This is a genomic window from Photobacterium sp. GJ3, assembly GCF_018199995.1.
In the GTDB taxonomy this organism is placed as follows: domain Bacteria; phylum Pseudomonadota; class Gammaproteobacteria; order Enterobacterales; family Vibrionaceae; genus Photobacterium.
The window spans coordinates 2,037,173-2,051,241 of sequence record NZ_CP073578.1 but is presented as its reverse complement, the minus strand read 5'-3'; the positions used below and the strand labels follow the sequence as shown (position 1 = coordinate 2,051,241).

The following is a 14,069-nucleotide window of genomic DNA, read 5'->3' as shown; positions in this document are numbered from 1 at the left end:
GCTCCCATTTGGTTTGTAATTGTTAAATCTTGCAGCTGGTGCAGTCGTCTGCAGCAACATCGCCCTGCGCATCGGATGCGCCATCACGGGTGTTGTGATAGTACAGGGTTTTGACGCCGAGTTTATACGCTGTCAGCAGGTCCTTCAGCAAGAGTTTCATTGGCACTTTGCCGCCTGGCTGAATGCTCGGATCGTAATTAGTATTCGCAGAGATCGCCTGGTCAACGAATTTCTGCATGATACCGACCAGTTGCAGGTAGCCGTCATTGCTGCCAATGTTCCAAAGCAACTCATAGTTGTCTTTGTATTTGTTGTACTCAGGCACAACTTGTTTCAGGATGCCGTCTTTGGATGCTTTGATGGACACGAAACCACGTGGTGGCTCAATGCCGTTGGTCGCATTCGAGATCTGAGATGAAGTCTCAGATGGCATCAGCGCAGACAGAGTAGAGTTACGCAGACCGTGCTCGACGATTTCTCCGCGCAACGCTTCCCAGTCGTAACGCAGTTCCTGAGCACAGATCTTATCCAGATCTTTCTTATAGGTGTCGATTGGCAGCACACCCTGAGAATACGTCGTTTCGTTGAACGCCGGACATGCGCCGCGCTCTTTCGCCAGACTAACAGACGCTTTCAGCAGGTAGTACTGAATGGCTTCGAAAGCCTGATGTGTCAGGTTGTTTGCGCTGCCGTCAGAATAACGTACACCGTGCTTCGCCAGATAGTAAGCAAAGTTGATCACGCCAACACCCAGTGTACGACGGTTCATGGTTGCACGACGCGCAGCAGGTAATGGGTAATCCTGATAATCCAGCAGAGCATCCAGTGCACGAACGGTCAGTTCAGCCAGTTCTTCCAGCTCGTCCAGATGTTCAATCGCACCCAGGTTAAATGCAGACAACGTACACAGCGCAATTTCACCGCTCTCGTCTTCCACATTATTCAGTGGTTTTGTTGGCAGCGCGATTTCCAGACACAGGTTAGACTGGCGGATCGGTGCAACAGACGGGTCAAACGGGCTGTGCGTATTACAGTGATCGACGTTCTGGATGTAGATACGGCCCGTGGATGCACGTTCTTGCATCAGCAGCGAGAACAGATCGATTGCTTTCACGGTTTGCTTCTTAATGCTTTCGTCTTGCTCGTATTTCACATACAGGCGCTCGAACTCATCCTGGTCGGCAAAGAAGGCATCATACAGTCCAGGTACGTCAGACGGAGAAAACAGACTGATGTTTTCACCTTTGATCAGACGGGTGTACATCAGCTTGTTGATCTGAACGCCGTAGTCCATATGACGAACACGGTTCTCTTCAACACCCCGGTTGTTTTTCAGAACCAGCAGCGACTCAACTTCGCGGTGCCAGATTGGGTAGAACAGCGTCGCTGCACCGCCACGAACACCGCCCTGAGAACAGCATTTTACAGCCGTCTGGAAGTATTTGTAGAATGGGATACAACCAGTGTGGAATGCTTCACCGCCACGGATTTCAGAACCCAGTGCACGAATGCGGCCTGCGTTAATTCCGATACCGGCACGCTGAGAGACATAACGAACAATGGCGCTGGCTGTTGCGTTGATAGAATCCAGGCTGTCGTCACATTCAATCAGCACACAAGAACTGAACTGACGGGTCGGGGTCCGCACACCAGACATAATTGGCGTTGGCAGCGAGACCTTAAATGTTGAGACTGCGTCATAGAAACGCTTGATATAGTCCAGTCGCGTTTCAGCCGGATACTTGCTGAACAGGCACGCTGCGATCATCACATAAAGGAACTGCGCACTTTCGTAGATTTCGCCGCTGACACGGTTCTGAACCAGATACTTGCCTTCCAGCTGCTTCACGGCTGCATAAGAGAAGTTCATATCACGCCAGTGATCGATAAAGTTATCCATCACGGCAAATTCTTCAGGGGAATAATCTTCCAGCAGATGCTTGTCGTATTTGCCTTTGTCGACCATGGTCTTCACATGGTCAAGCAACGTCGGTGGCTCAAACTGGCCATAAGCTTTTTTGCGCAGATGGAAGATAGCCAGACGGGCAGCCAAGTACTGGTAATCAGGCGACTCTTCAGAGATCAGGTCAGCTGCTGCTTTGATGATGGTCTCGTGAATATCTTCCGTTTGAATGCCGTCGTAGAACTGGATGTGTGACTTCAGCTCAACCTGCGACACGGAAACATTCTCCAGGCCTTCAGCAGCCCAGGTAATGACACGGTGGATCTTGTCCAGATCGATGCGTTCTTTGCGCCCATCACGCTTGGTAACAGTTAGCTGTTGATTCATTTTTAATCGTTTTCCCGGTTTTCCCTGATCAATAGTGTCTTTTTACAATTTTATTAAAAAAGTAAACGAATATTGTGATCTTCGTTACACTTAAAAGAATAGACCAAAACACTATATATTGGGGTGTTAAGCCATGTGGCAAACAAGATAGTGTTGAGCATGGTATTTTGCAAGCTGGTATTTTTTGACCGCTTGTGGATAACGTGGGGATGCAAAATGGATAGTTAGTATGTACTAACCTATTTCATCAGACTTGCCAGTATCATAGAAAATTGCAAATAAAATCAGTGAAAATTTCCGGGCGGAAAAATTTTTTTTTCCTTGATTTTTCCTGATTTTCAGCTCCATTTTCAGCTGTAGCATGATTGATTAAAAAAGGGGCGTCCGTTACGATTTTGTTGTTCTAGCAACTGGATTAATGCGGCGGGTTCTGCAAGGATAATGTCGGCCTGCCAAAGGTGTGGTGTGTGTTCCATGCCAATGTATCCCCAGCCTGCGACAGCGCCCGGCATTCCGGCTGATCGTGCTGCAATCATATCTTTTTCGATATCTCCGACATAAAGGCAGTGTTGTGGGGCAACCTTCAACAGTTCGCAGGCATGCCAGAGTGGATCGGGGTGAGGTTTGGCTTTGGCGAGTGTATCGCCGCAGACAATGACTTCCGCTTCATTCAGTTCCGGAAAAAATGGAAGGAGTTGCTGGGTCAGAAAACCAGGTTTGTTTGTCATTATCCCCCAAGGGATCGAATTCTCTTTCAGGTAGCGTAAAAGTGAATCGATACCATGGTAAGTAACTGTTTCTAAACAAATGTCACTCAAGTAATATTCAAGAAATTGCAGGCGGAGTGCTCGGGGGTCCAGGTGGTCGGGAATGGTGCCAAATCCAGCGGCCAGCAACCCATTCGCGCCGTAGCTGGTATTGGCCTGAATCTGTGCGGGGGTGAGCGGGGGAATCTGATGATCAGCCAGTACCCGGTTTGCTGCGCGTGCCATATCCGGTGCGGTATCAAGCAAAGTACCATCCAGATCGAATAAGACAGCGTTGAGTTGATGTTTCAGCATAGAGCAATATCCTTTGCACGAATCTTCGCGGAAGTCGCGTCAATTGCATTAAGCATATCAGGAAAAATGCGGGCTGTTGTGGCTGCGGTGAGAAAGCCAGACAGGTTACCCTGTCTGGCTGAGAGAGGGGCTTACTCAGGCATGACGGTGTGCAGAATGTAATTCACATCGACATTCTGACCGAGTGTGTAAGTGTCCGTCAGCGGGTTGTAATGAAGGCCCGTGATATGGCGGTCCTGCAAATCAGTGAGATCGACCATCGCCATGAGCTCTGATGGACGAATAAACTTTTTGTGATCGTGTGTGCCTTTTGGCACCAGCTTCATGACTTGTTCAGCACCGACAATCGCGAACAGATACGACTTCATATTGCGGTTGAGTGTCGAGAAGAAAACATGGCCGCCGGGCTTCACCAGTTTGGCGCAGGAGGCAATCACAGAAGCCGGGTCTGGGACGTGCTCCAGCATTTCCATACAGGTCACGACATCATAGCTCTGCGGATGTTGTTCAGCGTGAGCTTCGACGGTTTCCTGAATGTAATCCAGTTTGGTTCCGGTCTCCAGTGCATGTAAGCGGGCGACGGTCAGCGGTTCTTTCCCCATATCCAAACCAGTGACCAGTGCGCCTTCTTGTGCCATGCTCTCGGCCAGAATGCCGCCGCCACAGCCGACATCGAGCACTTTTTTGCCAAACAGGCCACCGGCATGGTCAATCACATAGTTCAGACGGAGCGGGTTGATCTGATGCAGCGGCTTGAACTCGCCGTCCAGATCCCACCAACGTGATGCCATTTCTTCAAATTTACTGATTTCTGCCGGATCGACATTGAACTGCTTGGTCATTATTACTTGCCATTTCCATTGATATCGAAGGGGGCATTATAGCGAAAGCAGCCTGAGTTGAAATCTAATCCTTGATCTCTGACAGAAATTCGAAAGCCTGGCTGGGGAAAGGCTGTTGCTACCGGAATAAATTTGAGTGAAAACACAGCAGATATCGTTCAGGAAATCACCGCCAGACAAATGGTTATGGGGTGGAATTGTGTTCAATTCGCAAAATTACTCACAAGAAAGGCACTGAAAGGTGTGCCTATTAAGTGGGAAATATGCTATATTCCCGCACCTTGCACGTATAAAAATACGACAGAAATTACCTGAGGGATAGTGGCTCCATGAGCGATCTTGCAAAAGAGATCACGCCGGTAAACATTGAAGAGGAGCTGAAAGGCTCATATCTCGACTACGCGATGTCCGTCATCGTAGGTCGTGCTCTTCCTGATGTGCGTGATGGCCTGAAGCCGGTGCATCGCCGCGTACTATTCGCGATGAATGTACTGGGCAATGACTGGAACAAACCATACAAAAAATCTGCCCGTGTAGTGGGCGACGTGATCGGTAAATATCACCCGCATGGTGATAGTGCGGTATACGACACCATTGTGCGTATGGCGCAGCCTTTCTCCCTTCGTTATATGCTGGTCGACGGCCAGGGTAACTTTGGTTCGATTGACGGCGACTCCGCGGCGGCAATGCGTTATACCGAAGTTCGGATGTCTAAGATTGCCCACGAGCTGCTGGCCGACCTGGACAAAGAAACAGTCGACTATGTTGACAACTACGACGGTACCGAACGTATTCCAGCGGTGTTGCCAACCAAGATTCCAAACCTGCTGGTGAACGGCGCGTCTGGTATTGCGGTGGGTATGGCAACCAATATTCCGCCTCATAACCTGGGCGAAGTGATTGACGGCTGTCTGGCATATATGGACAACGATCAAATTACGATTGATCAATTGCTGGATTATATTCCGGGCCCGGATTTCCCGACGGCAGCACTGATCAGTGGCCGTAAAGGGATTGTGGACGCTTATAAAACGGGTCGCGGTAAAGTTTACATGCGCTCGAAAGCGGACATCGAAACCGACAAGAATGGTAAAGAAACCATTGTCGTGACTGAGATTCCTTACCAGGTCAACAAAGCGCGTTTGATCGAAAAGATTGCTGAGCTGGTAAAAGAGAAGAAAGTTGAAGGCATCAGTGCCCTGCGTGATGAGTCTGACAAAGACGGCATGCGCATTGTCATTGAATGCCGCCGTGACGCAGTGGGCGAAGTTGTTCTGAACAACCTGTATGCGCAAACGCAACTGCAAACCACTTTCGGGATTAACATGGTCGCGCTGGACAAAAATGGTCAGCCGAAACTGTTTAACCTGAAAGAGATGCTGGAAAGCTTCATCAACCACCGTCGTGAAGTGGTTACCCGCCGGACGATCTATGAATTGCGTAAAGCCCGTGAGCGTGCGCATATTCTGGAAGGTCTGGCGATTGCCCTGGCAAATATTGACGAGATCATTGACCTGATCCGTCAGGCTGCAACGCCTCAGATTGCCCGCGAAGGCCTGCTGGCTCGTCCATGGGCACTGGGGAACGTTGCCGCAATGCTGGAACGTGCCGGTGTGGATGCAGCGCGTCCGGAATGGCTGGGTGAAGAGCTGGGTGTGCGCGATGGTCAGTATTACCTGACGGAACAGCAGGCTCAGGCCATCCTGGATCTGCGTTTGCACAAACTGACGGGTCTGGAACACGAGAAGATTCTGGATGAGTACAAAGGTCTGTTGGCGCAGATTGAAGAACTGATGCTGATCCTGAGCAGTGCTGAGCGTCTGATGGAAGTCATTCGCGAAGAACTGGAGCTGGTGAAAGAGCAGTTCAATGATGTGCGCCGGACTGAAATTACTGCAGCCAGTCATGACATCGATCTGGAAGATCTGATCAGCCAGGAAGATGTTGTGGTGACGCTGTCGCATCACGGTTACGTGAAATATCAGCTGCTGACTGAGTACGAAGCTCAGCGTCGTGGCGGTAAAGGCCGTGCAGCAACCCGGATGAAGGATGAAGACTTCATTGAGCGTCTGCTGGTCGCCAATACGCACGATACAATTCTGTGCTTCTCAAGCCGCGGCCGGATGTACTGGCTGAAAGTGTACCAGTTGCCGCAAGCCAGCCGCACTGCGCGTGGTAAACCAATCGTCAACATTCTGCCACTGGAAGAGAATGAGCGGATTACCGCGATTCTGCCTGTGAAAGAATACGAAGCAGATAAGTTCATCTTCATGGCAACAGCTGACGGTACGGTGAAGAAAACTCCGTTGACTGATTTCAGCCGTCCGCGCAGCGCCGGTATTATTGCCGTGAATCTGCGTGAAGGTGATTCGCTGATTGGTGTGGACATCACAGACAACGATAACGACATCATGCTGTTCTCTGCAGCAGGTAAAGTGGTTCGCTTCTCTGAAGGACAGGTCCGTGGTATGGGCCGTACTGCTGCGGGTGTCCGCGGGATCAAGCTGGCAGAAGATGACAAAGTCGTCTCTCTGATCGTACCGCACAATGAGGGCGATGTTCTGACCGTCACCGAGAACGGTTACGGGAAGCGCACCAGCCTGGAAGAGTACCCGGCGAAGAGCCGTGCGACTCAGGGTGTTGTGTCGATCAAGGTTTCTGAACGAAATGGCGCTGTTGTCGGTGCTGTTCAGGTACAGGACGGTGATGAGTTCATGATGATCACCAATGCGGGTACCCTGGTTCGGACCCGGGTTGCTGAAGTCAGCCGTGTTGGCCGAAACACTCAGGGTGTGACGTTGATTCGAACGGCTGAAGATGAGCAGGTTGTTGGCCTTCAGCGCATCGAAGAGCCTGAAGAGGAAGATTTACCTCTGGAAGGTGAAGTTGCCGCCGAAGGGTCAGACACGACTGAAACTGGTGAAACCCCACCTGCTGCGGATAACGACGCAGAAGAAAGCAGCGAAGATTAATCTTTGCAACCCTCCTTAAAACGCAGCCTGAGAGCTGCGTTTTTTTTCGCATTTTTTGAGCAAAATCCGGCGTTTCGCAGTCTGATGCAGCGACTGTCATCTTTTTTAGGGTTTACCTGACGAAAAAGGTTTTCAGCAGATAGCGAAAGGTGTAAAAAAACAGGACGAAGGTCGTTGGGTTGACTGCGCTAGTCTTCCAACAATGTCATTTTTGCAAAGCAGGAGCATGTTTCTCATCATGGATAAAGTCTATAACTTTTGTGCTGGCCCGGCGATGATGCCGACAGAAGTGCTGGAAAAGGTACAACAGGAACTGGTGAACTGGAATGGTCTGGGTACTTCAGTGATGGAGATCAGTCATCGAAGTAAAGACTTTATTGCGGTAGCGGAACAATCTGAACGTGATCTGCGTGATCTGCTTGGGATCCCAGATAATTATCATGTGCTGTTTTGCCATGGTGGTGCACGGGCACAATTTGCGGCCATACCGATGAATTTACTGGGCGATGCTGCCACAGCGGATTACATTGATGGCGGTTATTGGGCGCACAGCGCAATCGAAGAAGCTCAGAAGTATTGCCAGCCGAATGTGGTGTCTGTGACATGCGAACGTGACGGTAAAAAAGCAGTCCTGCCTGCCAGTGAGTGGTCACTGTCCGAGGATGCAGCCTATGTGCATTTCTGCCCGAATGAAACCATTGATGGCATTGAGATTCGTGATCTGCCACAAACAGACAAACCAATCATCGCCGACATGTCTTCGACGATTCTGTCCCGCACAATCGATGTGTCGCAGTATGGTCTGATTTACGCCGGTGCTCAGAAGAACATTGGTCCGGCCGGTTTGACGCTTGTGATTGTGCGTGACGATCTGCTTGGTCGGGCGCAACAGCGAGTGCCAAGTATTTTGGATTATCAGGTGCTGGCAGAGAAAGAATCAATGTTCAACACCCCGCCGACTTTTGCCTGGTATTTATCCGGCGAAGTCTTCAAATGGCTCAAGGGGATTGGTGGTGTGGAAGCGATGCAGGCGCGTAACGAAGCGAAAGCGAAAGTGCTGTATGACTTTATTGACCAGTCAGACTTCTATCGCAATGATGTTCATCCGGACAACCGTTCCCTGATGAATGTGCCATTTCAACTGAAGAACGCAGAACTGGATAAAGCATTCCTGCAGCAGGCTGATGCAGCGGGTTTGAAAGCGCTGGCAGGCCACCGTGCGGTCGGCGGTATGCGTGCCTCCATTTATAATGCGATGCCAATTGAAGGTGTACAGGCGCTGGTTGATTTTATGACCACATTCGAGCGTGAAAACGCCTGAGTTGATTCACTGTAACCTTCTTCAAAAGCCGTCGAATCGACGGCTTTTAGCTGAACACCAGTGAGGTGGTAAACGTCTGCCCGTCATCATGTACCGTATAACGCCAGTTCATTCGTTCACAGATCCGTTCCACGATCACCAGACCGCAGCCATACCCGGCATTGTCGGTCTCTTTGCCGTCATGACGGTTGGCAATCATTAAATGGTTCGCGTTCAGACTGATTTGAATCGCATCAATACTGTAGCTGAATGCATTCTTGATCAGGTTATTGATGATAATGCTCACAAAGCTCTCCGGAGCCTTGATTGTTCCGGGGTGTGACAGCGTCAGATGATAGCTGGTGTCCTGACGGGCAAAAAGTGGCGACAGTTCTTCCAGTTGGTGCTGAAGAATATCTGCGAGAGGGCATGCAGCGTAAAAGCTGCGATCGATGTGTTCCCGGCCCAACAGCAGGAAGGTTTCTGTCAGCAGTGTCATTTCCTGGCTGGCCTGTTGCAACCGACAGATGGCTTTGACAGCGATGCGCGGCTGATCAGGTACTTTTTGCAGAATATCGGCGGAGCCTTTGATCACCATAATCGGCGTCCGCAGCTCATGGGAGGCGAAGCGGCTGAAATCCTGCTCACGCTGAAAATATCGCGCAATATTCAATTTACTGTCACGCAGGCTTTGCTCAATCGCACGGGTTTCCTGAAACGCGGTGTCAACTTCAAATAAGGGCTGATCCGGCGGCATACGGCTGATTTTTTGCTGAATCCTTGCCAAAGGCTGCGATAAGGTCCGGACCAGATACACCCCATACAGAATCATGGCCAGCGTCATAGCGGCTCCCAGAATCAAGGTGATGTGATGCAGATTGGCCTCATAGCCATCCAGATAATCGTCGGCATCATCCTGAAAGACGATATAGAACAGACCTTGCCCGGACGGGTGGTGGATCACAGTGAAGTGTTTGTCTTCTATACCGAGTAAATGCTCGTAAAATCCGGGTTCCGTATAGGACGCCAGCCAGTCGGGCAGATCCGCCTCACTCCAGTAACTGGAAAATTCGGTCGGATTGGGCAGTGGCGTTGCGATCCCCAGTTGAGGATAGTCGCTGGCATATCGATTGGCTTCTGTATCCAGCCAGTGATGCAGACTGATGATTTCCAGCTGGTTTTCGGCAATATAAATCACCGACCAGAACAGCCCGAACATGGCCAGCGTGAGGAGTACAAAACTCAGCCTGAGTTTTCGATAAATACTGGGGAAGGTCTGCTTAACCTTTGAGCCGGTAGCCTTTACCATGAATCGTCTCTAATCTGCTGGTGTCGAAATCTTTGTCGAGTGCGCTCCGTAAGCCATAAACGTGACTGCGTAAGGCATCACTTGGTGGGACATCGTCGCCCCAGACGCTCTCTATGACCTCTTGCCGGCTGACAATCGCAGGCGCGTGACGCAAGAGTAACTGCAAGATTTTGAACTGAATCCGGCTCAGTTTGATGGGTTGTCCGGCCCGGGTCACTTCTTCAGTCTGGGGATTTAACGTGATGTCTGCATAATTCAGCGTCCCGATGTCTTGTCTGGGGCCGCGACTGGCGAGCGCGCGAAGCCTCAGCGTCAATTCTTCCATTGCGAAAGGCTTAAGCAGGTAGTCGTCCCCGCCAGCGTTGAACGCAGCGACTTTACTGTCGAGACCATCTTTCGCAGTTAAAAAAAGGATTGGCGTATTGCAAAACAGCTCCTGGCGCAGTTTGTGCACCGTTGTAATGCCATCGGCTCTTGGCATCATAATGTCCATGATAATGACGTCATAATGGTTTTCAGCGACGAGTGCCAGCGCAGCCTCACCGTGAAAAGCAAAGTCGGATTCCATCCCTTCCAGCTCAAGATAATCCGCAATCGTTTCTGAAATTTTATGGTTATCTTCAACAATCAGAACTTGCATTGTGCCCCCGTTGAGACTTCTTCACGAACGCTTCACATTGTATTGCATACCTTATGCGGTATTCACAACGAATGCGAACAGAAGGTTTCGAAACAATGAAAAGAATCATGACGATGGCCGTGCTGGCCGGACTTTTGAGTGCCTGTGGCAGCGATGGAAATGATACTGCAGACACAGCACAGGCATATTCAGGCACTGTCGTGGGTCAGGTGGAGCGTGTTCAGGCAGACAGGCAGACAATCCATATTCAGGGACGCGAGCTGGATACCACCAGAGCGCAAGTCAGTTACCAAGACCAGCCATTGCAACTGACGGATGTGATGGCTGGTATGCTGGTGGAGATTGACAGCGAGAAGGGTCGCGTGAGCGAGATAGAACTCGAGCCGATGCTGAGTGGGGAAGTCGCCACAGTTGATGGCACGTCGCTGTCTGTAAACGGCCAGACCTTCCCGTTGAATGAAGTGACAACCACGGCACAGGTTGGGGACTTTGTGCTTATTTTTGGTCAACCGCAGGCAGATGGCAGTCTTCGTCTGACCGCGATTCAATCGGTTGATACGACCGCCATCAGTGAAGTTGAAGGTCGCATCAGTCAGTTGGACACAGCAGCCAAAACACTGGTGATCAATGGGACAACGGTAGACTTCAGTGGGGCTGTTCTGGACGATGAGCCTTTGCAACACGGGATCTGGGTGGAAGTGACGGGGGCTTTCATCAATGGTGTTTTTCAGGCGTCAGAGGTTGATGTTGAAGATGAGACTGATTTTGACGGCAAATCGCTTGAAGGCGTGATTACCTTCGTCAATCAGGAAAAAACAACGCTTGAATTGAACAGTCGCACACTCATCACACTCACCCGGAATACCCGTTACGAAGATGGGACTCAGGCTGATCTGACGACAGGCCGTATTGTTGACGTTGATGTCTTCAGCCAGAACGCACAGTTGTTTGCTGAGGAAGTTGAGTTTGAATCCGCTGCCGAAGCGGTTCAGGGGAAGCAATTCAGCATTGAAGGCCAGGCCCAATATGTGGATGAAACACTGTCGATCAATGGCATTGTGCTGACGCTGAGCCCGAATGTACGTCTGGAGGATGGCCTCACGCTGACTGCTCTGGACGGACAGTGGTTCGAACTTGAAGGCAGTGAAGTCGAGGGCCTGTTTTTGGTTCGGGAAATCGAGCCTGAAATTCAGGAATCAGAAGTCAGTCTGGAAGGTCTGGTCACGGATAATCACATCTGGGGATATCGTGCAGCAGATGCTTCCCTGAGCGTTTACGAAGGTCAGTGGGTTGACGTGGAATGTCGGCTGGATGGCTTACATCTGAGCCAATGTCATCTGGACGATTAAGCCAGAATAATGCGGGTAAAACACCTCATTTGTAGTTGAACATCCCCCGTCAGGCGTCGCCTGACGGGGGATGATGCGTTTTCAGTCAACAGACCCTAGTATCAGTTTGAATTATTCGTTACTCTGCAAAAACGCAAAGACAACAGGACAGAAAAAACATCGAATGGAGAGTTTAACCTTACAGCCAATCCAGCGTATTGACGGCGAAGTGAATCTGCCGGGATCGAAAAGTGTTTCCAACCGTGCTTTATTGCTGGCCGCACTGGCGAAGGGCACAACACGTCTGACGAACCTGCTCCACAGTGACGATATTCGTCACATGCTGAATGCTCTGACGCAACTGGGTGTTTCTTACCAGCTTTCAGAAGATAAAACGGTTTGTGAAGTCCAGGGGCTAGGCCAGGCTTTTCGCACCACACAGACGCTTGAGCTGTTTTTAGGGAATGCTGGTACAGCCATGCGACCATTGGCTGCTGCATTGTGTCTGGGTGAAGGTGAGTATGTACTGACCGGTGAGCCACGGATGAAAGAGCGTCCGATTGGTCACCTGGTCGATGCACTGCAAAGTGCCGGGGCTGAAATCAGTTACCTTGAAAATCCGGGTTTTCCGCCTTTATCGATCAAAGGCACTGGCCTGAAAGGTGGTCTGGTCGAGATTGACGGCTCAATCTCCAGTCAGTTCCTGACTGCGTTTCTGATGAGTGCACCACTGGCCGCTGAGGATACAGTGATTCAGATTAAAGGTGAGCTGGTGTCGAAGCCGTACATTGATATCACACTGCACATCATGGCGCAGTTTGGTGTTCAGGTGGAAAACGACCAGTATCAGCGCTTTATTGTGAAAGGCGGTCAGCAATATCAGTCACCGGGCGATTTTCTGGTGGAAGGCGACGCATCCTCTGCATCTTACTTCCTTGCTGCGGCTGCGATCAAAGGCGGTGAAGTGAAAGTCACCGGCATTGGCAAATCCAGTATTCAGGGCGATACCCAGTTTGCTGAAGCGCTGGCGGCTATGGGTGCAGAGATTGAATGGGGCGAAGACTACGTGATTGCCCGTCGTGGTGTCCTGCGTGGTGTGGATATGGATTTTAACCATATTCCGGATGCAGCCATGACGATTGCAACAACGGCGCTGTTTGCGGAAGGCACAACAGCCATTCGCAACGTGTATAACTGGCGTGTGAAAGAAACCGACCGCCTGTCTGCGATGGCGACGGAATTACGAAAAGTTGGTGCAACGGTTGAAGAGGGGGAGGATTACATTGTGATCACACCTCCGGCGCAGCTGATTCATGCCGCGATTGACACTTATGACGATCACCGGATGGCGATGTGTTTCTCGCTGGTTGCCCTGAGTGAAGAAACACCCGTGACAATTAATGATCCGAAATGTACCTCGAAAACTTTCCCGGATTATTTTGAAAAGCTGGCTTCGCTGAGCCATTCATCACGGACCCCTGTGTGATATACCTGTCACCCGGCTGAATGTCGGGTGAATTTTTTCCCCCTCTTGAAGTGCCTCTGAGTCAAATTTGCCGTATAATACGGCCCGCGTTGAATCAGCAACCTTGCTGAAGGTTAAACAATTTCGGAGAATTCTATGTCTACAAACGCACCAGTGATCACTGTTGATGGGCCAAGTGGAGCCGGGAAAGGAACACTTTGCATGCTGTTGGCAGAAAAACTGGGCTGGAATTTACTGGATTCTGGTGCCATCTATCGCGTGTTGGCACTGGCAGCAATTCATCATGGTGTAGAACAGGATTCTGAAGAAGCATTGGTTCCGCTGGCCGCTCATCTGGATGTGCAGTTTCTTGCTGAAGGTGATCTGGTCAAAGTGATTCTCGAGGGAGAGGACGTGTCTTCGACCCTGCGTACAGAAGAAGTGGGCAATGCCGCCTCCAAGATTGCAGCATTGCCGCGTGTTCGTGAGGCCCTGCTGCGTCGTCAGCGCGCCTTTAATGGTGAACCGGGCCTGGTTGCCGATGGTCGTGATATGGGTACCGTGGTTTTCCCGAATGCAGAAGTGAAAATCTTTCTGGACGCCAGCGCTGAGGAGCGTGCGAAACGTCGCATGAACCAGTTGCAACAAAAAGGCTTAAGTGTTAACTTTGATAGTCTTTTAAGCGAAATTCAGGAACGTGATGAGCGTGACCGCAACCGAGCTGTTGCGCCATTACGTCCCGCAGCAGATGCATTAGTGCTAGACTCTACGCATCTGTCGATTGAGCAGGTAACCGAACAGGCCCTGACTCACATTGAAGAGAAATTATCGGCACAGAAATCTGTGTGATGGTATGTCGGTG

10 protein-coding genes are annotated in these 14,069 nt (G+C 50.5%); 5 read left to right on the top strand and 5 right to left on the bottom strand.

The features are described 5' to 3' along the window. Positions 1–22: 22 nt before the first annotated feature. From nrdA to ubiG, 3 genes are all read right to left on the bottom strand, one after another. Positions 23–2,290: a class 1a ribonucleoside-diphosphate reductase subunit alpha gene (gene nrdA / locus KDD30_RS09170; protein WP_211645586.1), complete on the bottom strand. Its 2,268-nt coding sequence runs from the start codon at positions 2,288–2,290 to the stop codon at positions 23–25. Between the two features lie 350 nt (positions 2,291–2,640). After that, entirely contained in the window at positions 2,641–3,351 is a 711-nt protein-coding gene (locus KDD30_RS09165) for an HAD family hydrolase (RefSeq protein WP_371826037.1), read from the bottom strand. Between the two features lie 131 nt (positions 3,352–3,482). Continuing rightward, entirely contained in the window at positions 3,483–4,193 is a 711-nt protein-coding gene (gene ubiG, locus KDD30_RS09160) for a bifunctional 2-polyprenyl-6-hydroxyphenol methylase/3-demethylubiquinol 3-O-methyltransferase UbiG (protein WP_211645585.1), read from the bottom strand. A gap of 329 nt (positions 4,194–4,522) precedes the next feature. On the opposite strand from ubiG, the gene gyrA reads away from it, so the two are divergent. Further along, entirely contained in the window at positions 4,523–7,165 is a 2,643-nt protein-coding gene (gyrA, locus tag KDD30_RS09155) for a DNA topoisomerase (ATP-hydrolyzing) subunit A (RefSeq protein WP_211645584.1), read from the top strand. A 238-nt stretch (positions 7,166–7,403) separates the two neighbouring features. Beyond that, positions 7,404–8,486, top strand: coding sequence for a 3-phosphoserine/phosphohydroxythreonine transaminase (gene serC, locus KDD30_RS09150; protein ID WP_211649782.1), 1,083 nt, complete (start codon positions 7,404–7,406; stop codon positions 8,484–8,486). Positions 8,487–8,532: 46 nt separating this feature from the next. On the opposite strand, the gene KDD30_RS09145 is transcribed toward serC, so the two are convergent. Together KDD30_RS09145 and KDD30_RS09140 are read right to left on the bottom strand one after the other, a co-directional pair. Continuing rightward, a complete protein-coding gene (locus tag KDD30_RS09145) occupies positions 8,533–9,774 on the bottom strand; it encodes a HAMP domain-containing sensor histidine kinase (RefSeq protein ID WP_211645583.1) in 1,242 nt (413 codons plus the stop codon). Then, on the bottom strand, positions 9,746–10,414 hold the full coding sequence (locus KDD30_RS09140) for a response regulator transcription factor (protein ID WP_211645582.1): 669 nt from the start codon (positions 10,412–10,414) through the stop codon (positions 9,746–9,748). The genes KDD30_RS09145 and KDD30_RS09140 overlap by 29 nt, the downstream gene beginning before the upstream one ends. Before the next feature lie 95 nt (positions 10,415–10,509). On the opposite strand from KDD30_RS09140, the gene KDD30_RS09135 reads away from it, so the two are divergent. From KDD30_RS09135 to cmk, 3 genes are all read left to right on the top strand, one after another. Next, the gene (locus tag KDD30_RS09135) at positions 10,510–11,763 is read left to right on the top strand and encodes a DUF5666 domain-containing protein (RefSeq protein WP_211645581.1); all 1,254 of its coding nucleotides are present in this window, start codon (positions 10,510–10,512) and stop codon (positions 11,761–11,763) included. Positions 11,764–11,926: 163 nt separating this feature from the next. Then, entirely contained in the window at positions 11,927–13,228 is a 1,302-nt protein-coding gene (gene aroA / locus KDD30_RS09130) for a 3-phosphoshikimate 1-carboxyvinyltransferase (RefSeq protein WP_211645580.1), read from the top strand. A gap of 135 nt (positions 13,229–13,363) precedes the next feature. Continuing rightward, entirely contained in the window at positions 13,364–14,056 is a 693-nt protein-coding gene (gene cmk, locus KDD30_RS09125; RefSeq protein ID WP_211645579.1) for a (d)CMP kinase, read from the top strand. Positions 14,057–14,069 lie beyond the last annotated feature (13 nt).